Annotated in this window: 26 protein-coding genes; 19 read left to right on the plus strand and 7 right to left on the minus strand. The window is 35.2% G+C overall.

Features of this window, described 5'->3' with window-relative positions; all coding sequences use genetic code 11:
* Nucleotides 1-24 precede the first annotated feature (24 nt).
* From Q7I96_10850 to Q7I96_10860, 3 genes are all read left to right on the plus strand, one after another.
* A complete protein-coding gene (locus tag Q7I96_10850; GenBank protein MDO9628100.1) occupies nucleotides 25-1,272 on the plus strand; it encodes an alpha-hydroxy-acid oxidizing protein in 1,248 nt (415 codons plus the stop codon).
* Nucleotides 1,273-1,326: 54 nt separating this feature from the next.
* On the plus strand, nucleotides 1,327-3,000 hold the full coding sequence (locus Q7I96_10855; protein ID MDO9628101.1) for a lipocalin-like domain-containing protein: 1,674 nt from the start codon (nucleotides 1,327-1,329) through the stop codon (nucleotides 2,998-3,000).
* 157 nt (nucleotides 3,001-3,157) lie between these two features.
* Nucleotides 3,158-3,463 (plus strand): rhodanese-like domain-containing protein, encoded by a 306-nt coding sequence (locus Q7I96_10860; GenBank protein MDO9628102.1) that lies wholly within the window; start codon nucleotides 3,158-3,160, stop codon nucleotides 3,461-3,463.
* A gap of 54 nt (nucleotides 3,464-3,517) precedes the next feature.
* Here the strand turns inward: Q7I96_10860 and Q7I96_10865 are convergent, their stop codons facing one another.
* On the minus strand, nucleotides 3,518-3,664 hold the full coding sequence (locus Q7I96_10865; GenBank protein MDO9628103.1) for a hypothetical protein: 147 nt from the start codon (nucleotides 3,662-3,664) through the stop codon (nucleotides 3,518-3,520).
* Nucleotides 3,665-3,867: 203 nt separating this feature from the next.
* Here Q7I96_10865 and Q7I96_10870 point away from each other — a divergent pair, with 203 nt between their 5' ends.
* From Q7I96_10870 to Q7I96_10935, 14 genes are all read left to right on the plus strand, one after another.
* A complete protein-coding gene (locus Q7I96_10870) occupies nucleotides 3,868-4,230 on the plus strand; it encodes a hypothetical protein (protein MDO9628104.1) in 363 nt (120 codons plus the stop codon).
* 40 nt (nucleotides 4,231-4,270) lie between these two features.
* Nucleotides 4,271-4,846, plus strand: a complete 576-nt coding sequence (locus Q7I96_10875; GenBank protein MDO9628105.1) for a hypothetical protein — start codon at nucleotides 4,271-4,273, stop codon at nucleotides 4,844-4,846.
* Nucleotides 4,847-4,931: 85 nt separating this feature from the next.
* Nucleotides 4,932-5,336: a hypothetical protein gene (locus Q7I96_10880; protein ID MDO9628106.1), complete on the plus strand. Its 405-nt coding sequence runs from the start codon at nucleotides 4,932-4,934 to the stop codon at nucleotides 5,334-5,336.
* Between the two features lie 926 nt (nucleotides 5,337-6,262).
* Complete coding sequence (locus Q7I96_10885; protein ID MDO9628107.1) at nucleotides 6,263-7,276, plus strand: AI-2E family transporter; 1,014 nt, start codon at nucleotides 6,263-6,265, stop codon at nucleotides 7,274-7,276.
* Nucleotides 7,277-7,607: 331 nt separating this feature from the next.
* Entirely contained in the window at nucleotides 7,608-7,889 is a 282-nt protein-coding gene (locus tag Q7I96_10890) for a winged helix-turn-helix domain-containing protein (GenBank protein ID MDO9628108.1), read from the plus strand.
* A 49-nt stretch (nucleotides 7,890-7,938) separates the two neighbouring features.
* Nucleotides 7,939-8,271, plus strand: a complete 333-nt coding sequence (locus Q7I96_10895) for a hypothetical protein (protein MDO9628109.1) — start codon at nucleotides 7,939-7,941, stop codon at nucleotides 8,269-8,271.
* 279 nt (nucleotides 8,272-8,550) lie between these two features.
* Entirely contained in the window at nucleotides 8,551-9,441 is an 891-nt protein-coding gene (locus Q7I96_10900) for a hypothetical protein (protein MDO9628110.1), read from the plus strand.
* Nucleotides 9,442-9,497: 56 nt separating this feature from the next.
* Nucleotides 9,498-10,436, plus strand: coding sequence for an NAD(P)-dependent alcohol dehydrogenase (locus Q7I96_10905; protein MDO9628111.1), 939 nt, complete (start codon nucleotides 9,498-9,500; stop codon nucleotides 10,434-10,436).
* 72 nt (nucleotides 10,437-10,508) lie between these two features.
* Nucleotides 10,509-11,006: an alcohol dehydrogenase catalytic domain-containing protein gene (locus Q7I96_10910; GenBank protein MDO9628112.1), complete on the plus strand. Its 498-nt coding sequence runs from the start codon at nucleotides 10,509-10,511 to the stop codon at nucleotides 11,004-11,006.
* Nucleotides 11,007-11,056: 50 nt separating this feature from the next.
* Nucleotides 11,057-11,479 carry a zinc-binding dehydrogenase gene (locus Q7I96_10915; GenBank protein ID MDO9628113.1) on the plus strand — a complete coding sequence of 141 codons (423 nt, stop codon included), beginning with the start codon at nucleotides 11,057-11,059 and terminating at the stop codon, nucleotides 11,477-11,479.
* A 13-nt stretch (nucleotides 11,480-11,492) separates the two neighbouring features.
* On the plus strand, nucleotides 11,493-11,987 hold the full coding sequence (locus Q7I96_10920; GenBank protein ID MDO9628114.1) for a flavodoxin family protein: 495 nt from the start codon (nucleotides 11,493-11,495) through the stop codon (nucleotides 11,985-11,987).
* 305 nt (nucleotides 11,988-12,292) lie between these two features.
* Entirely contained in the window at nucleotides 12,293-13,495 is a 1,203-nt protein-coding gene (locus tag Q7I96_10925; GenBank protein MDO9628115.1) for a glycosyltransferase, read from the plus strand.
* 87 nt (nucleotides 13,496-13,582) lie between these two features.
* Nucleotides 13,583-14,173: a TetR/AcrR family transcriptional regulator gene (locus tag Q7I96_10930; GenBank protein MDO9628116.1), complete on the plus strand. Its 591-nt coding sequence runs from the start codon at nucleotides 13,583-13,585 to the stop codon at nucleotides 14,171-14,173.
* 29 nt (nucleotides 14,174-14,202) lie between these two features.
* A complete protein-coding gene (locus Q7I96_10935; GenBank protein ID MDO9628117.1) occupies nucleotides 14,203-15,336 on the plus strand; it encodes an alpha/beta fold hydrolase in 1,134 nt (377 codons plus the stop codon).
* A 59-nt stretch (nucleotides 15,337-15,395) separates the two neighbouring features.
* On the opposite strand, the gene Q7I96_10940 is transcribed toward Q7I96_10935, so the two are convergent.
* From Q7I96_10940 to Q7I96_10965, 6 genes are all read right to left on the minus strand, one after another.
* Complete coding sequence (locus Q7I96_10940) at nucleotides 15,396-15,632, minus strand: EFR1 family ferrodoxin (GenBank protein ID MDO9628118.1); 237 nt, start codon at nucleotides 15,630-15,632, stop codon at nucleotides 15,396-15,398.
* Nucleotides 15,633-15,698: 66 nt separating this feature from the next.
* Entirely contained in the window at nucleotides 15,699-15,875 is a 177-nt protein-coding gene (locus Q7I96_10945; protein MDO9628119.1) for a hypothetical protein, read from the minus strand.
* 322 nt (nucleotides 15,876-16,197) lie between these two features.
* Complete coding sequence (locus tag Q7I96_10950) at nucleotides 16,198-16,386, minus strand: hypothetical protein (GenBank protein MDO9628120.1); 189 nt, start codon at nucleotides 16,384-16,386, stop codon at nucleotides 16,198-16,200.
* Between the two features lie 614 nt (nucleotides 16,387-17,000).
* Nucleotides 17,001-17,528 carry a flavodoxin gene (locus Q7I96_10955; GenBank protein ID MDO9628121.1) on the minus strand — a complete coding sequence of 176 codons (528 nt, stop codon included), beginning with the start codon at nucleotides 17,526-17,528 and terminating at the stop codon, nucleotides 17,001-17,003.
* A gap of 87 nt (nucleotides 17,529-17,615) precedes the next feature.
* Nucleotides 17,616-17,780, minus strand: a complete 165-nt coding sequence (locus Q7I96_10960) for a hypothetical protein (protein ID MDO9628122.1) — start codon at nucleotides 17,778-17,780, stop codon at nucleotides 17,616-17,618.
* A 422-nt stretch (nucleotides 17,781-18,202) separates the two neighbouring features.
* Nucleotides 18,203-18,685 carry a hypothetical protein gene (locus Q7I96_10965; GenBank protein ID MDO9628123.1) on the minus strand — a complete coding sequence of 161 codons (483 nt, stop codon included), beginning with the start codon at nucleotides 18,683-18,685 and terminating at the stop codon, nucleotides 18,203-18,205.
* A gap of 92 nt (nucleotides 18,686-18,777) precedes the next feature.
* Between Q7I96_10965 and Q7I96_10970 the strand changes: the two genes are divergently transcribed.
* Nucleotides 18,778-19,143 (plus strand): DUF1801 domain-containing protein, encoded by a 366-nt coding sequence (locus Q7I96_10970; GenBank protein MDO9628124.1) that lies wholly within the window; start codon nucleotides 18,778-18,780, stop codon nucleotides 19,141-19,143.
* Nucleotides 19,144-19,187: 44 nt separating this feature from the next.
* Entirely contained in the window at nucleotides 19,188-19,817 is a 630-nt protein-coding gene (locus Q7I96_10975; protein ID MDO9628125.1) for a class I SAM-dependent methyltransferase, read from the plus strand.
* Nucleotides 19,818-19,935: the final 118 nt, after the last annotated feature.

Raw genomic sequence — 19,935 nt, forward strand, 5'->3', positions numbered from 1 at the left:
GTTAAATGCAATCCGAGGGAAAATATGAAGTATGTGTGCACCTATTGCAATGTTTTTGCCTATGATGATGAAAAAGGAGACCTCAATGCCATTCTGGAGCCAGGTACTACGTTTGATAACATTTCTGACACTTGGAGATGCCCAGTGTGTGGAATGCCCAAAACATTCCTCAAACAGATAAGTGATGATGTTTTTGCTCTAAAAATTGCTGCCTATCAGGGCAAAAATGCTGAAACCACAGATTTAAATTATTACCGTAACCTGGCTCGAAAAATGCTCACAGGTACCTGTGGTGTTTACTCTATCTGCGACGGACAAAGAGATCGAATATGTACTGGCCAGAAATTCGGGGCTCCCATTGGTATGGGTGGAGCTGGTCAATCTCGGACCTTTGAAACCAATTATAATAGCCTACACGAATACCGTTTAAAAATGAGAGTGGTTAAGGCCCACCACGAACCAGAAATGTCTTTAAACATTTTTGGAAAGGATCTGGTTGCTCCCATAATGGGGGCCAGTCTTTCTGGAGTAAAACTCTCTTTAAATGACAGCATTCCTGAAAAATTATTCTATCGTGGGTTGTTAAACGGGGCTAAAACCTTTGGATCAGTTGGTCTAGTTGGAAACACTCCAACCGCTCCCGAAGACCTGGGAGTAAACACCGTGGGAGAAAATGGAGGGTGGGGCATCCCCATATTCAAACCTCAATCCCAGCAGAAATTAATCCAGCTTTTTAAACTGGCTGAAGAAAAGGACGTTATTGCTGTGGGAGTAGATTTAGAAGGGGCGGGTTCCACCTTCTGGACCTCACCGGAAAAAAGAGCGTACCGTAAAAGTGAAAATGAGCTGCAGGAACTGGTAGATTCTGTGGAAAAACCGGTGATTTTTAAGGGGATTATGGGTAGTGAAGACGCCCTGAAGGTGGTAGATTCCAGGGCCAGTGCCTGTTACGTTTCTAATCATGGAGGAAGAGTTATGGATTGTGGTCAGGGCGTGGCCGAGGTTTTACCTGATGTGGCGGATGCTATTTCAGGTAAAATCACCATTATGGCCGACGGTGCCGTGCGTACAGGTTTTGATGTGCTTAAAATGTTAGCCCTAGGTGCTGATGTGGCCCTCATTGGTAGGCCTCTGGCCCAAATGGCTATTGCTGGTGGCGAAATAGCTGTTAAAATGTATTTAGATTATGTTAAAGATGATTTACGTCGGGCTATGATACTCACCGGGTGCGATAATTTGGGAGAAATTAGCAAAAATATTCTGGTAAAATAAGAAATTTAACAAATTTTTATTATTTTTTAATTTGAAATTTTCAGGGGTTAAAAAATGGAAGAAGATGATTTTAATAACTTGGATGATTTGACAAAGGAAAATATTGCTCTGGCTCTGTGGATGAAAGAATTCCATGCAGATAAAATATCACCTGATGTGAAAAAATGTATTTTGAGCGATAAAAACAGTCCTGATGCATTTGGTAATAGGATGAGGCACAGAATACAGGATTTATTAGATAATCCTGATTCATTCACCCCCAGTTACCAGAAACGGTATCAAGAACTTCTCAAACACTGTTCTTCACTAAGTTCACTGCAGGCTTATGCCATGAATCATCTTTTAGGAGTGGACAGCAGCCGCGGCTACCAAAAAATTCCTGAAAAATCAAATATTGAGTTTCCTCGAGACTTTGCCCCTCAACTGGGTTATCAAGTAGGTTGGCACTTCTTTGTAGGTAACTGCCAGGATACTCAACAGCGGGACTATGGCATTCTAGTTTCATTCTATCACTATTCTTTACTACCCCCAGATATAGCACATTATTTTGGCTTAACAGATTGGGAAAATCAGATTTTTGAGATGCAATTGGCCGTAGCCAAAGCAGGTGAAGAACACCTCCAGAGCAGACCCTTCGCCATTGCAGGTACTACTGGATTATTAAAATTCAAATCACAACCCTTTTCTTATGAAGCCGGGAAAAACCAGATAATATCCGAGAAAAAAGATGAGCTATTTCCTCTCACAGTGCGGGCTTGGGGAGTGAATCAGGGCGGTGAAAAGGATTTGGAGATGGAAGTGGATCTTAAGTTCTCTTCTAATAAGGACTTTCTCTTACAGGGAAACCAGGGATGTCTTCCGTGCTGCTGTGACATCGGGACCCTCTATTATTCTGCCACCAATCTCCAGCTGGAACCAGGCAGCACCTTAAAGCTGGATGGGGAAGAAATAACCTTTGAAGAGGGTAAGTTCTGGTTCGACCACCAGTGGGGCAATGCCCTGGAACCTCTGGGTAACTCCCGGTGCAAGGTGGTTCGGGCCGCTAGTGTTCTGAATAAACCATCACATTCTAGAGGATGGGACTGGTTCATGGCCCAATTCGATGGAGATCGAGAAATGACCATGTATGCACCCCATACAGATAATAACCTGGAATTTTATTGGCTCACTGGGCCCCACCCGCCAGGGACGATGACCGTAGATGTGAAGGGGCAGTTTATTGATGCTGAAAACCGTCCAGTGGATACTAAAGGGACTTTAAAAATCGATAAATGGGTTAAAAGTGTTAAATCGTCCCATCCAGAAGATTATTTCGTCACCAATACTTGGTATCCTGATCACTGGGAATTCCAGTTCCAAGATATGGTTCCGGAAGACATTCGTCACTTCAACCTGACCCCTATTGTTCAGGGAGGCCAAACCGGTTACAATGCCAGCGGCGCCCAGTATTCAGAGGGAGGAGCATATATTAGGAATTTAGATGGTGAACTGCTTGGTAAAGGATTTGCAGAGTCGGTTTATTATGCCGATGCCCATAGCAATATCTTTCACCTGGCCGGCATTCCAGATACTCCTCAAATGCGTGAACTGGTAGAACCCCCTGAAGCATCGTCCTGGTTGAAGTTAAAGGGCTTGTTGTACATAGCCTGGCCACCTCATCAGAAGAAAATTAAAAAAGTACTGGAAAAATGTCTAGAGCAGGGTTTACCTGAAGATTTCCTGGGTTAAATCCTGCTATCTAATTTTTATTTTTACTATTTCTGAGCATATTTGGAAAATAAGCATCTATTAAAAATATAAACAATTATTAAATTTCAGAACATTTAATAATTTTTAAATTATAATACTCATCTAATGTCAAAAACAGCAGTTAAATAGTGATATAATGTCCACCATCAAGAATATTAATCCATCAGAGACCCTAAAATTAATACAAAACGATGAAATAATCATTTTGGATGTGAGAGCACCATGGGAATTCGCAGAAGGCCATATAAAAAATGCCAAAAACCTTGATTTCACGGATCCTGATTTTTCTGACAATTTGAAAAAACTGGATAAAAATAAAAAATACCTGGTTTATTGTAAAACAGGCCGCAGAGGAGCCATGGCCCTAGAAACCATGAAAAATATTGGATTTAATAACCTTTATAATTTAATTGGGGGTTATAAGGCCTGGAATGGAGATTAAGTTATTGGCCCTAAAGTCAAATTTAATCTTAATTTTGCATAAAAATAATGCATTTTATTGTTTTTTCAGTTCAAATAAGCTTATAGAACTATCTAAACCATCTTTACTTGACTCAATAATGTCTATAGCCGACTGTAGTTCATCATTTTTGTATTTTTCATCCACTATCAAACGGTGAATTACAAAACCTATAATAGACAATATAGGCTTTTATTTGAATATTCTATCAGATGAAAAACTTCTTATGAAATAAAGTCAAGTTAGTGGCAATTTAAGATTGAGTTTCAGCAAATACAATTGTATAGTTTTAACTAGCTCAGATCTATCCTCAAATACCAGATTAATAAAAAAATAAACAAAGATAAGTATTTAAAAAAGTTTGGACAGATATACTAATAGGTAGTATGGAAATTTCACAAAACATGTTCTACATAATAATAGCAATCATAGTACTTGTTGGAGTAATTATTGCCATTATACAATGGAGAAGGGTAAGAAAATTAAATAAAGAAGTTGAATTCATTGACAGCTTGACCAAACAAAGAAAAGAAGAGCTTTTTAGAAGTGGTCAGGACCCTCAAGAATCCCCAAGCATAGCTTTACCTAATGCCCAAGAAAAAAATCTGGCCCAAATAATGCAAATAATCTCTAATTTGATGTATGAAAAGGGATGCCTTCCAAAACAGGTAGATAGCAGGTTTAAACGTCTCGAATCAAGCACTAGGAACAAAAAATTCCAAAAACTACTTTGGGAAATAGAAGAATAAAAAACTTGAATACATTAAAAAATAAGGGGGAAAATAGTTTATGACACCATTAGAATTTTTAGTGATTCTGGCCTTAGTAGCTGTGCTGGCTGTCCTTTTATATTCCTATTTACAAAATAACCGCGAACTGAATCTGGGCAGGGTTAGAAGCGATGCTACGGGTTTAGGACAAAGAGTATATGGTGAGGCCAGTGATTTCGGGGGAAAAGTTCAAGGCGGAGCAAGTAATTTAGGGGAAAAAGTGTCTGGAGAAGGTACAATGTCGGGAATGAGTGAAAAATTAAATGTTTCTGGGGTATCAGAAAAGGTTTCTGGAGTCGGTGAAAAAGTCTCAGATATGGGTGGAAAAATTAAAGACAAAGTAAGCACTTCTAGTTCCACCGACGATTTATCAGAACGTATTGATCTGTTTATGAGTGAAAAAAGTGACCAAATGATAGAAGACTGGGAACTGGCCACCAAAAATGATATTACTGGACTGGAAAAAAGATTTGAAACTGCGACACAAAATATCAGCGATCTGGAAAAAAGATTCCATGCATACCGGGGATCCACCAATAACAAACTCGAAAAAATTGAGGAAAGACTGGAAAAATTAGAAACCCCTGAAGAATAAGGGATATGAAATTTATTTTTAATTGGAAGAATGGGGCTCACTATTCTTCCGAATTTATCTATTTCCAATTTATATGAGATAATTTATGAAAGAAAAAAAATATTCCTCTGAATTGGAAAAGGAGATGGAATTATCTTCTAAGATGAATAAACAATTATCTCCCACTCGGGCTGTCTTAAGATTAATAGTCGGGTTTTTTGCTCTCTTATTATGGCTATTTTTAGGTGTTCCGCCCACATTAATCTATTCCTCCGGTATCCAGAGTTTTATTGGAACATTCTCATTTTTTATTAGAAATCCAATAATATTTCTACTTATAGCACTTCTCAACATTATTTTAGGGACTATTGAATTCATTCACCTTGGAGTATTATGGTGGAGCGCTTTTCACTGGATATGGTCCATAAGATGGTTCTATGGATATGTAAAGTATCGAAATTTGAAAAATCCAGATGCAATAATAAAAAATGAACTTAATAAGCATGATTAAATACTTATTTTTTAAATAAACTGATAATTTTAAAAAATCACCTTGATAAAATATTAATTTAAGAATCAAAATTTCACAGGATATAATGAATTAATCTATAATTTAAGATTTTTTATCTGTTTAAGGACATTTAATGATTCTTAAAATAAAAATGGAAATAACGAATTTAAAAATAAAAAAGGCCCAAACCACTTCTGAAAAAAATGGCCGGGCCTTAGATTGCTATAAAATTAAAATACACGTTATATTATAATTTTATAGAAAATTTAAATAATAAAATTGAATTTAATAATTCATTAAATTAAAATTGATAATTAATTTAGGAAAAATATTTAGAATACTAACTAGAAAAATAATCAGAAAAAAATAAGTTCGATATTTTTGCTATCACTATATAGAGCGACCTATCAGAAAATAAAATATTGAATATTAATACTTATATTCCCATATATAATTCTAAATTGACTTATTTTTAAAAATCTTCCTTAGAAAATCCTTTAAAATTATAATAAAATTATTGACTAAATTTAATTTTGAATATTAAAAAATAAAATATATAGATTTATACCATTTATTATGCATTTTCTGATGATTTTTCCTGACCGGTACCCCAAAGACCATACGTTATGGCATAAGCCTTAGATTAAATTGTATATTATTTTTGAAATAATTTTATAAAAATTACAGTTGAAATCAACCTCTGAAAATAATCAGAAAAAATAAGTTCGATATTTTTGCTATCACAATATAAATCGACATATAAAAAAAATAGTATTCTGAATTAATAAGCTTATTTTCATCACTAATATTCTAAATTTACTGATTTTCGAAAACATTCCTTTGAAAAGCGTTAGAATAAATATATTTGAGACTTCAATCAATAATATAACTAATTAAATATGAATCTAAAAAATAGGGGGAAGAATATGACTGAAGAATATAAAATACCGCCTTTTTTGAATCAGATTGTTATCATAGCCGTGGTTATATTAGCTTTTATAGGAATGAAATACATTGCTCCAATCATGGGGCCAGTGCTCATTTCTATTTTCATTGCCATACTCATTTATCCGTTTCTAATGTGGCTTAAAAAGAAAGGATTTTCTTACAATATATCTATTCTTATAACCATAGTGGCCACCTTTGTACTAGGAGCGGGCCTATTGGCAATTCTAGTGGATAGTTTAAGTCAGTTGGCAGCAGCAGCACCTAACATAACCATCGATCCTGATTCTATCCTGGCCACTTATGCCAATCAAATCATCCAATTCCTCCTCTCCAATATACCCTTTGAAGATATAGCTGGTATTATAGAGATAGGGTTCTTTTTACTATTTGCCATTATATTTCTAATATATGAGCTGCCTTATGTAAAATCCAGGCTTATAAAAGGGTTTGGTAAAGATAGTCCCTCCTTAAAGAACACTTTTGACCTGATTAGGGACTTTATTGAATACTTTGTAATTCGGATAAAAGTGAACCTATTCGCAGCTGTGGGCTTTTTCGGTGTTTTTTTACTCTTTGATATAAATTTTGCCATCCTCTGGGGAATATTAACCTTTGTCTTGGGATTTATCCCCTATATTGGAATTATGCTAGCAGCCATACCACCTATTCTTATAGCCTGGGCCAAATATGGAATATGGGGTGCATTGGGTATCACCATCCTGTTCGTGATAATTAACACCATTGCCGAAAGTTTTGTATTCCCTAAACTCACAGGTAAAGGACTTCAAATATCTGTTTACATAGTATTTATCTCCTTATTCATCTGGGGCTGGCTTATGGGATTAATAGGAATGTTTCTGGCCGTGCCTTTGACTATAGTAGTTATAAAGTATCTGGATAATTTTGAGGAAACCCGCTGGTTAGCTTTACTCATGACCACCGATGATGAAGAAAAAAAAGAGGAAGTTGAGAATGAAGAAAATCCTTCTTAAATTATTTTTTTAAATATTTCATGAAAAAGAAGTCGATATTTGATATCTATATAGAACACCTATCCAAAGCTATTATATTAAATAACCCACCTATTTTGAGCCATATAATTAAAAATATTCCGGTTTATTCTTAGAAATTGCAATCACATAATAGGTTTAAACGTATGCCTAGGGAAAATAAAAGATTTTCTCATCCCTTGTTAAACAGGATTATGAGTGGATATTCTGCACAAATATTTAATAATAGTCTAACAGAATAGGATAACGAGAAAGGTATTAATTTATCACAATATTTGAGATTTAAACATCTATCCATTTAGTAGGAGTTCTTATGAAGAAAGTGTTTTTATGGTGGTTAATTGCCGGGAGTAAAGGTGGGGAAAACCGCGGCAGAATAATACTAGAACTTAATAATAGACCATATAATGCTAATAAACTCGCAGAAAAACTTTCACTAGACTATAAAACTATCCGGCACCATATAGATGTTTTGAATGAAAACAAATTGGTTGAATCAACGGGAGAAAAGTATGGTGCATTATATTTCCTCTCTGATGAGATGGAAAAAAATTATAATCTCTTCCTGGATATTTGGGAAGAATTTAAGGAATAGAATTTAAAGAATAGTTATTCGATCTTATCAAAACGGAAAAAGTGTAAACATGTTAATGGAAATTAATCTATTTGGGCTGTCAAATATAATATCTACTTTGTTTATATTGGTTAAGTATTCAGCTTTAATAACCAGTATTGCTAATATCTGCCTTTTAGTGGGTATGCTATATGTATACTTAGAACGATACTTCAAAGTAAAATCCAAATTCACCACAACTTTAGTTTTATTCTCATTGCTTTTCCTGGCTCAAAACATATTATTTTCAGTTTATTTCATATACAACCTTCCCGAAACCATTATCAGTGCTGTTTTTCCTTTAATATTTTTAGGGCTTGAATTTACAGCTCTGGCTTTACTTTTAATGATAACCAGAGAATAAATCTTAAATTAAATAATATTTCTATCTAATTTACCTTTTGTACTTAGTTCTTTTTTAATTTAGTTATTTTTCTATTTAAGGTTCTTTTACTAAATTATTTATTTTAAATAAGTGTCTAAATTCGTTTTTATTTATTCATATACTATTCCACCTACGAATAATTAGGAATGAATTTGGAGGGAAAACGTAGGAAAATCTTAGGAAATTTTGGAAAAATTACTTTTAAGGAGTTAAACAAGAATTAATTAATCGAGAAATGATTAAAATGGAGGTTAAGAAATGATCGATGCAAAAGAAATTAAATCAGTTAAACTGACACCTTTTACCAAGATGTCAGCTTCAATATATGGAGTTTTAGGATTAATTGCAGCAATATTGATGTTAATAACGCTCAGCATCATACAAGTTGCAGGTATTATGCCCCAATTAGGGCATTTTAATGTGGTAACTGGAATTGGAATACCAATAATTATACTCTTTCCCATAGGTGCGTTTTTCAGTACTATAGTAATAAGTTTTTTCTCAGTAATGCTTTACAATGCATTAGTACCTAGGTTAGGCGGTATCAAATTAGAATTAGAAGGTAAAGATGTAGTGAAAATTCCGGTTATTTCATATGCTCTGATACTATCAGCTATTGGAGCAGTATGGGCTTTTATTGCAGGATTAGTTCTGGCAGCAGTAATTTCACCAGTATTCTCATTACTGAGTACCCTCAGTACCTTGCCTGAAGCAAGCCAAATAGCAGCTAATTTCACCAACGCTACTGGAGCAGCCATGCCCACAGGTGTAGCATTTGGAACCGCGGGTATCGTAGTGTCCCTGATGTTAATAATCGGACTACCAATCATGGTCTTTGTATTCGGTTTTATTTGGAACGCTTTGTTTGCACTATTCTACAACCATATAGCCACTAGAGCATCTAAAATCCAGTTAGAATTCAGTCAAATCACTGGAAACTTACATGAAATTAAAAATATACCAGTAATTCCAACCGCTCTGGCTGTAGCAATTACATATGCATTATTAGGATTATTAGGCATTCTATCGGGAAACTACACAGATTTCATAACTAACTTTGTGCAGTATTTCATAGGAACCGCGTTAATCGCACTTTTATACAACTACCTGGCACCTAAGATTGGCTCAATTAAATTAAATCTAGAATAATTAAGTTCTAGATTATTATTTTTTTTAAATGATTAAAATATGGGGTCAAGAGGACTATGAAAGCTATCTTATACACAAAATATGGGCCACCGGATGTTCTTGAACTGTCAGAGGTAGAAAAACCTATTCCTAATGATAATGAAGTGCTAATAAAAGTTCATGCCACAACAGTACACCGAGGGGATACCAGAATGCGTAGTTTAAATATTCCTGGCCCTCACTGGCAATTAATCTTTGCACGGATATTTTTGGGGATTAGAAAACCAAAAAGAGCAATATTGGGGATGGAGTTATCTGGGAAAATTGAAGCTGTTGGAAAAAATGTGACCCTCTTTAAAGAAGGAGACGAAATTTTTGCATCAACAGTTTGGTCTGGTTTTGGAGGATATGCCGAGTACAAATGTATGCCTGAAGACGGAGCACTGGCCATAAAACCTATCAATATGACCTTTGAGGAAGCTGCCACCATTCCTTCTGGGGGAATTACAAGCTTGGGCATTATTCGAATGGCAAATATCCAGAATGGACAGAAAGTTCTTATTTATGGTGCTTCAGGTAGCGTGGGAACATTTGCCGTACAGATTGCCAAGTCCCTGGGAGCAGAAGTTACCGGGGTTTGCAGTACCACTAATTTAGAAATGGTAAAATTCATGGGAGCTGATAAGGTAATTGATTACACTAAAGAGGATTTTACCCAAAATAGTGAGAAATATGATGTTATATTTGATACTGTAGCTAAGATTCCTCCTAAACAGGCTAAAAAATCTCTGAAGAAAACCGGAATCTATCTCAATGTTCATACTTCTTCAGAAAAAATAAAGACTAAAGATGCAATACACCTTCTCAAAGACCTTAAAGAGCTTATTGAAGCGGGAAAGATAAAAGCAGTTATTGATAAACGATATATTCTAGATGAAATTATCGAAGCCCATCGGTATGTTGATAAAGGACATAAAAAGGGGAATGTGGTCATAACTGTGGAACATGATAATTAAAAATGATTAAAAAGTTTAAAAAAGGTGAAAAAATGGATTCATTAAATTATCTAAGTAAATTAGGGGGAAATTATGAAAGCAGCCATATGCACAAAATACGGGCCACCGGAAGTTTTAAAGATTAAAGAAGTAGAAAAACCAGTTCCCAGGGATAATGAATTACTGATAAAAGTAAAAGCAACAACAGTTACATCAGGGGATTCCCGGGTGCGGGGTTTCAGGGTTCCTCTCTCTTTCTGGCTTCTTGCAAAAATAGCCCTTGGTTTTCGAGGACCCCGAAAAAATATACTTGGGGCAGACTTAGCAGGTGAAATTGAATCGGTAGGTAAAGATGTAAAACGTTTTAAGGAAGGGAACCAGGTTATTGCATATCCGGGCCATATTGGTGGTGCATATGCTGAGTATGTATGCCTAAATGAAGATATGGCCGTGGCAATCAAACCAGTGAATTTGACCTATGAAAAAGCAGCCGCCGTTCCATTTGGAGGCAATACTGCCTTGCATTTTATAAAACAGGCTAACATCCAGAAAGGACAAAAAGTCCTTATTTACGGTGCTTCAGCAGCGTAGGTACTTTCGCAGTTCAACTGGCCAAGTACTTCGGGGCAGAGGTTACTGGAGTGTGCAGTACGGCAAATATTGATTTGATGAAATCATTGGGAGCCAATAAGGTGATTGATTACACTAAAGAGGATTTCACCCAAAAAGGTGAAAAATATGATGTGATTCTTGACGCAGTGGGTATGGCTTCGTTTTCTGGTTGTATGGGATCCTTAAAGAAGAAAGGAACTTATCTTCAAGTTGTGGCTGCACCGGCCACCAGTATTAGAATGCGATTAACTGGATTAACCAGCAAAAAGACACTGATTGGTGGCACAGCAATTCCCCAGACTGAAAACTTAATTTTCCTCCAAGAACTTATTGAAAATGGAGATATACAACCAGTCATTGATAGAACCTATCCTATGGAACAAATTGTAGAGGCCCACCGGTACGTGGATCAAGGACACAAAAAGGGAAATGTTGTAATAAATATAGAATAAAATGGGTGTAAAAATGGAAAAAAATGATAATGAAATAAAAGATTCTTTGCCGAAGAAAGTTCTACTGGTATTGTATTCGTACCATCATCAAAACACCGAACAGATAGCTAAAGTCTTTTCAGAAGTTCTTGATGCAGAAATAAAAACGCCGCAGCAAATTAACCCTGAAGAACTTCAAGAATATGATCTGGTGGGTTTTGGCTCAGGTATTTACAGTGCAAAACATGACGAATCTCTGCTTGAGCTTGCAGATTCGCTACCCCAAGTCATGGATAAGAAAGCATTCCTTTTTTCAACTGCAGGTATTACGGGAAAATCCAAAAAAACCAAAGATCACCGCACTATTAGGGAAAAACTGGAATCAAAAGGTTACACCATTGTTGATGAATTTCAATGTAAAGGATTCAACACCAATAGTTTTCTCAAGCTCTTTGGGGGAATGAATAAAGGCAGGCCTAATGCCAAAGACCTTAAAAATGCAGAAGAATTTGCGGTGAAGATAACGTAGAACAATAATTAATAAATAAGATTTTAATCTATCAGGAAAAAAGAATTCGATATTTTTGTTATCCTATAAAAATTTTTATATTTTTGTTATTTTTTTAATCTATTTCCAGAAACTATATATACAAATTTCAACAAATTGACTGACATCAGTCAAATAGTGGGATGAATTAATTCGCGTTAGCAAAAGTTCACAAATTAGACTCAAAGTACTCATAAGCATGGAATAACAATCGTTTCAGATAATATGTGCATTGAATGATTTCCAGAAAATCGTGAGTAATTTTAATGACTTTAGGGGGTTTAAAAATGAAGATACTCTTACCAGTTATTGGTGTGCGAGGTGACGTACAAGTCTTTCTTGCTCTGGCAAAAGCACTAAGTAATGAGGGAAATCAAGTAACAGTAGCTCTAAATAAGCAATTCGAGCAATTAGCTAAATCTTATGGGCTTAATTGTTATTCTCTTGAAGGCAAACTTGATGACGGAGTAAATGAATTGCAGGAGATAATGAGGGCAAAAACCACCATGGAAGCAGCAAAACTGGGGACGAACTTTTTTTTCAAAGGAGTTAGAGAGCAAACAAAAATACTACAGGATCTATGCCCAGGTCATGATTTGATTGTTGGCTATGGTAGTTTTGGTTTAGCTGAAGCTGATAAAGCCAACAAACCTTTTATCAGCGTGGTTATCGATCCCACCATGGCGGAGAAGAAATTTTCCAAAAACATGAGATTAAACATGGGATTAATTGCCGAAAAAATCGCCCTGTATTTCCTGATGGGGAGAAAATATGAACAATTCAGGAAAGAAATCGGTGCTCCTCCCTCCAGCCAATCAAGAAACCCTCAATTGATACTTTTACCAATGAGTCAGCATGTAATTAAGAAAAATGATAACTGGACAGTCAGAAACTTAATTTCTGGTTATTGGTACTTGAACACATCTTCCAGCTATTCTCCACCGAAAGAACTTCAGAAATTCATTCAAAAGGGCAAAAAACCTGTATTCATTAGCTTTGGATCTGCAGGTTGGAGTGAAGAAGATAGTATTTCTTTTATGAAGCTTCTTTTTGAAGCTGTCAAGGAAGCAGAAGAAAGGGCTATTATTTTGAATACAGAAAGTTATGCTGGGGAAATACCAGATCATATTTATTTGGTTCAAGAGATTCCATATGATTGGTTATTTAACCATGTTTCGTGCGTTGTTCATCATTGCGGTCTGGGAACAACTTCTGAAGTTCTAAAAGCAGGCCTTCCTTCTATTCCAGTGCCATATATGCTTGACCAGTTTGCCTGGGCCGAGAGGATTCATTCTCTGGGGGTTGCAACGCGCCCTATGCCTAGAAAGGAGCTTACTGTGGAAAAAATGTCTAAGGCAATTACAGAAACTCTGGATAATTCATCTATAATTGAAAATGCTGAGAATTTAGCCCTTAAAATACGCGAAGAAGATGGTTTGAATAGTTCAGTAAGGGCAATAAAATCTATAATAAATAAAACTGGAAAATAATCGTCAGAATAGTCACCATTTAAAAGGAGGAATGATTCTATTCGTGTTACTAAAAATCCAGACAAAAGAAGCCAGGAACTTATCGATATAGCTGAACAATTATTTCTCGAGAAAGGCTACGAGAATACCATGGTCAGAGACATTGTTAAAAAAGCGGGTGTGGCTCAGGGTACTTTCTACTATTATTTCAAATCTAAAGAAGCAATTCTGGATGAAATAACTGATAAATATATCAATATAATCGTTGAATCTATGGAAAAAATATCAAAAGAGGAGGATTTAAACGCCCTAGAAAAACTGGTTAAAATATTTCAGTTTTCATTTTCCTTTAGAAATGATACGAGAAGTATAATGCAGTATGTTCATGAGGAAAAGAACGTTCAATTTCATCGTAAATTCGAGCAAAGGATTCCTCTTCAAACAGTAGGACCATTAGCTCGTATATTTAAACAGGGTGTTGGGGAGGGGATTTTCAACACCCCATACCCAGAAGATGCGGCCAAAGCATTTAATGGAATTTCAGCCATGGTTCTGCAGGGAATAGATAGTGCTGATCATAATTCAGAGGAATTCAGAAGGAAATTTATGGCAATTTTCGATTTTACTGAACGAATTTTGGGCACAGAAAGTGGGGTTATCATCAATGCTTTTCGTGAAAAAAGTTTTCTATACTTTTAAAATATTTGGTAAGATATAAGGTGATATAAATGGAAATAACAGACTTTAAATTCCCAGTAGGGTACCATAACTTTCACAAAGATCCATTATTTAATTATCAGTTGAACCGCTGGTATTCATGGGGGTACGCCAGGTTAGAAGATATGGTAAAGGTTGGTCCAAAGATAAATAATGTTGAAGATTGGAAAAATGAAATGGTAAAACTGGCTGAAAGAGCCCTTCAGGAAGATAGGTTGATAAATGCAGCGTTTTATTATCGAGCAGCGGAATTCTACACTTTTGTCGATGATCATGATAAAGAAATATTATATGATAAGTTCAGTGATCTTTTCTATAGTTTGTTTGAAAATGAGGGATTAAAAAGATTTAAAGTACCCTATGAAGACGGATTTTTACCAGTAATAAAAATATCACCAAGTGGGGAGAATAAAGGCACTATAGTTCTGCATGGGGGATTTGATTCTTATATCGAGGAATTCTATTCCTGGATGAGATATTTTTCCAGCCATGGATATGAGGTCATTGGTTTTGAAGGCCCTGGGCAGGGAGCGGCTCTGAAAAAATATGGAATTCCCCTGGATATCCAATGGGAAAAACCCACCCAAGCAGTTCTGGACTATTTAAATTTAGATGACGTTACTTTAATTGGATTATCAATGGGAGGATGGTTTTGTCTTAGAGCAGCAGCATTTGAACCAAGAATAAAAAGAGTTATTGCCCAGGGACATGCTATTGATTATTTTAAGGTTCCAAATATCCTGGCTCAATGGATGATGACTTGCTTTCTTAAAATTTTCCCGGGTTCTGTAAATAAAATGACCTTAAAAAATATAAAAAAAGGAAATATGGGGATGTGGAGTACCAGTAACCTGATGTACATCACAGATAAAAATGTGCCCGTAGATGCCATGAAGTACGCTTTCCAGATGAACCAGGAGAATATTCATTCAGAAATGATTAAACAGGATGTATTGATATTATCCGGAAAGGACGATCACTTTATTGGAGTTAAACTACACCAAAAACAAGTTAATGCATTAACTAATGCAAGATCGGTTACTGGTAAGATTTTTACAAAAGAAGATCGGGCTCAAAATCACTGCCAGGTAGGTAACACAGAACTGGCGCTGGAAACTATGTTAAAATGGATTGAACAGTGTTAATTTGATGACCATTCGGAAAAAGAAAGAATTAAAGAATTATTTACTAGGTTATATTAGTTCTAACTAAATTTCACATTTGGATTCAAATAACGTCCCCTTTTGATGGTTGAGTTACCATATTGAATTGCTTTGGTTGAGCAGCGATTTATACACCCACTGCAATGGCTCCATTTTTCTTCTATCCATACTGGTTTACCATTTTCTTTCTGGATCACTTCTGAAGGGCACATTTCCTCACATAATCCGCAGTTATTGCAATCTTCTGTGGCATAAAACTTTTTATTTTTGCGATAAATCCCATAAATAGGGTATAATATTAGAGTAAATAGGAAAAGATAACCATGAAATGCGAAATTACCTTTTTATCCTGCATCAAGACGTTTTGATATCATTTCAATTTCCTTTTCAGCATCTTGAAGAACTAATTTTTGTTCTTCCTTGGTGGGTACATCATACATTATAGTGTAGTTACTGGGCATAAGCACTAAAAATGAACTATTTAATTCGAGGTTTCTCTTTTCTAACAACTTTTTAAGCATTTATCTGTATTTCCAATGGATCCGCCACATGTTATCACTGAGTATGTGAAAGGCTTTGAGTCACTTTTGATGGTTAGCTTGTTTATTCTTAAATGGCATAAAGAAAATCGTAATTATAACATAATAATAAAAAAGGTGGAAAAATGGAAAATAAAGGAAATGAAATCTCTCTTAGTTTTGTATTCATATCATCACAATAATACGGAAAAATAGATAAAGTCTTCGAGAAAGTTCTTGAAGCGGAAATAAAAACGCCACAGCAAATACGCCCTGAAGAGCTTCAAGAGTATGATCTGGTAGGGTTTGGATCAGGTATATCTGCTTATAAACACCATAAAATCATTCTTACTCTCGCTGATAGACTACCTGAAGTTGAAGGTAAAAATGCATTCATATTTTCCACCAGTGGTGCAAGAATGGGTTCAGGATGGTTAAAATAACATCGAAATTTCATGACGAACTCAGGGCAAAACTGCAATCCAAAGGCCACATAATCATTGATGAATTTCAATGTAAAGGATTCAACACCAATAGTTTTCTCAGGCTCTTTGGGGGAATGAATAAAGGCAGGCCTAATGCTAGCGATCTTATAAATGCAGAAGACTTTGCAGTGAAGATAAAACAGAACAAGAATATGGATAAATAAGATTTTTATAATCAGAAAAAATAGTCGATATTTTTGATATCACTATATAGAGCGACCTATCAGAAAACACGAACCGAGGTAATTAATCTTATTTCTATTAAATAAATTTTTATAATAGTTATTTTTAAAAAATTTGCTTAAAAAATACTTTAAAATTATTTTTAAGAATTAAAAAAAGAATTAGTAGTTATTAAATGGTAGGAAATATCTTTAAAGCTACTTTTTTAGGTCAATTTATGGCTGAATTAATTCAATTTCCACCCCATCAGGACCCTCTAAAAAGACCACTTTAGGACCTTCCGGTGGGCCAAGGGGGCCGCGAGTTAATTCCACACCTTTAGCATTTTAATTTATCGACTTAATGGTCTAAATCTGCAGATAAAAAAACAAGAATAGTTTTAAAAAAATACTATTCCATTTCTAAAATTTGCATTCTTTCTTCTGAAACATTTTGTATTTTAATTCCCAACACAATTATTCTATCCCAATTTACTCAACCAGTTCATAAGATTGTTTTTTGCATCACTTACACGAGCACCATGTAGTGCCAATCCATCTAAAATCGTTGTTTTGGGGCAAAGTTTTGCAATATCTTTTGCACTGTGGCCTAAACCACTCCCTTCATGTGTACAAAAAGGAATAATGGTTTTCCCAGAAAAGTCATATTCTTCCAGGAATGTAAAAACTGGCAGAGGCATGGTTCCCCACCAGTTAGGATAACACAAGAATATCACACCATAATCATCCATATTTTCTACATGATTAGAAATCTCGGGCCTGGCATCCTCATGCAGTTCTTTTTGTGCCACCTCTGTGGTTTCGGTATAATCTTCTGGATAAGGATTTACAGGATCAATATGGAAAAGATCAGCCCCAGTTATTTCCTGAATCATATTGGCCAATATTTCAGTGTTACCAATGGGCAGATTCACAATCTTTCCACCAATATAGTTATTGCCTGCATGTGAAAAATAGGCTATCAAAGATTTTTCTTCTTTTAAATTCATATTTCTTGCCCCACATTATCTTGCTTAATCTTTTAGGAGTTCTAAATAATATCTGCTTGGAAATGTGTTATTGTGGCTGTTATTTGATTATTCCCTGTTAAAATTGGTGTGGATAGTTTCTTCCTTCTCAGGGAGCAGTACCCCAGCCTTCACTCCTGCCTCTTGGCACTTTAAAAACCAATCCATATTCTTGGCAAGCACACAAATGGTCTGCAATCCTTCCAAGTCTTTTTTAATAATTATCTCTAACATCCATATTATAATTATTTAAATTTATTATATACTTCATCAATTACCGGTTCCAGTCATTCTGCTGGGCTTCATTAGCATATTTTCAATGAAAAATATGTACAACCCAACTGTCATGTGCTAAGCCATGCCAGCTTTTTACGTTAGAGAAGATCTTTACCATCCCTTGCATGAAGTTCTTGTGTCGGCTTCCTTCCTCAGAATAGTAGCCGAGTTCACCAGTCGCTACAGATTATGTCCACCAGGGTGCTTATACAAGGTTGGGATGGCTCGGGTTCAAAGTTTACATTAATTATGGGACAATTGAATTCATTACCACCGATTAGCAGCATATTAAGCCAAACCGTACCTGAAAAATAGTTACTGAACTTTTCCGGAAGTTTTTCTCCTTTGGGGAAGATTACAATTTCAATAAATCATTTAGTTTATAGGGCTTCCACCACATCCTCCATAAATCTTAAGGTACTCTCCTCAATTTCTTGGGTTAAACTATCTAAATCACCAAAATCTGGATTTTCCACTAAAACATTTTCAACAATGGAATCTCTTCCTTTTATAGATGAGGGAATGTGGTACTTTTCCAGGCTCTTTTTAGTAAATAGTTCCCAGTACTCTTTCTGAACATTTTTATTAGATCCTGCCAACCATACTTCAAATTTAAAGGTATCATAAATAAAAACCACAGCTATTTTCAATTTAAGACTTTTTAATGAGTCGGGAGTGAATGAAAAATAAGTCATATCCATATACCCCTGATAAATCCCCGATACAGAATATTCCGGATATTTATTTTTTAAATAAGTTCTTAAATCCATGATATAACTCATTAATCCCCTATATGCTCCCTGTACGTGGCCCTTTTCTAACTGTTTTCTATATTCAAACATTTGTTCCCTTAATGATTCCATACTAAATCTCCCCATATTCATAAATTAATAATCAGGCGAATTTCGTTAAAAATATTATTAAACTAATTTAAATATAATACTAGTGAAAAATTATGCCCCCCAGAAAAAAATTCAAAACTATAGATGAATATATTGCAGAATTTCCCGAAGATATACAGGAAATCTTAGAAAATATGCGAAAAGTCATCCAGAAAGCAGTCCCTGAAGCAAAAGAGACCATAAATTACGGTATGCCCACTTTCAAGCTTTATGGCAACCTGGTGCATTTTGCGGCCTACAAAAAGCATATAGGATTTTGTCCAGCGCCTTCTGGGATTGAAGCATTTAAAGAAGAGATATCCGAATATAAAAGCTCAAAAGGTGCTGTGCAATTCCCCCTGGATGAACCAATCCCTTATGATCTGGTGGAGAAGATTGTTATTTTTCGGGTAAAAGAAAACTTGATGAAAAAAAGTTAAAACTTCCTGCCATTAATAGTATATACACGACAATAAGGTGAATCATGAACAAAATTCCTTCAAAATCCATTGCAGATCATGATAAGTGGGCTGGAGATTACGATTATCTATCCTGTGAATTGGAAAACCATGCCCATGAATTAATTTTTGGATTGGTTTTCGAATATATTAATAAAGGAGAAAAGCTGCTGGATCTAGGAATTGGAACTGGCCTGGCCTCATCATTATTTCATAAAGCGGGTTTAAAGATTTATGGGCTGGATAATTCCAAAGAAATGCTGAATATTTGTCGGAACAAAAACCTAGCCTATGATCTTAAATTATTTGACTTAAAAAAAAGCACCATTCCATATGATAACCAATTATTTGATCAAGTTATTGCTGTGGGAGTTTTCCACTTTTTCAAAGACTTGGAACGATTTTTTAAGGAATCCCACCGGATTCTTAAAGAACAGGGCATCTTTAGTTTCACAGTTAAAGATTCTGACACATTTATATCCTGTGATGTAGATGAAGAATATAATTTGACAATTTATGGGCATTCTGAGGAATATATAGCAAAATTAATCCAGGAATATGATTTTGAACTCCTGAAAAGTTTAAAGTTTCAAACTTTTAAAGACCTATCAAAAAATGAATCTTTATCCTTTAAAGCTTATGTTTTAAAGAAATAATTAATTAAATCTATGAAGTAATTATAACATATAAAGATTTTTTTAGTCTGATATATCATCTAGGCCATCATCATTTACAAAAAAAGAATTTAAAACCAGATAATTGTGCAAAAAGAGG

This window comes from Methanobacteriaceae archaeon (assembly GCA_030656015.1).
Classification (GTDB): domain Archaea; phylum Methanobacteriota; class Methanobacteria; order Methanobacteriales; family Methanobacteriaceae; genus UBA349.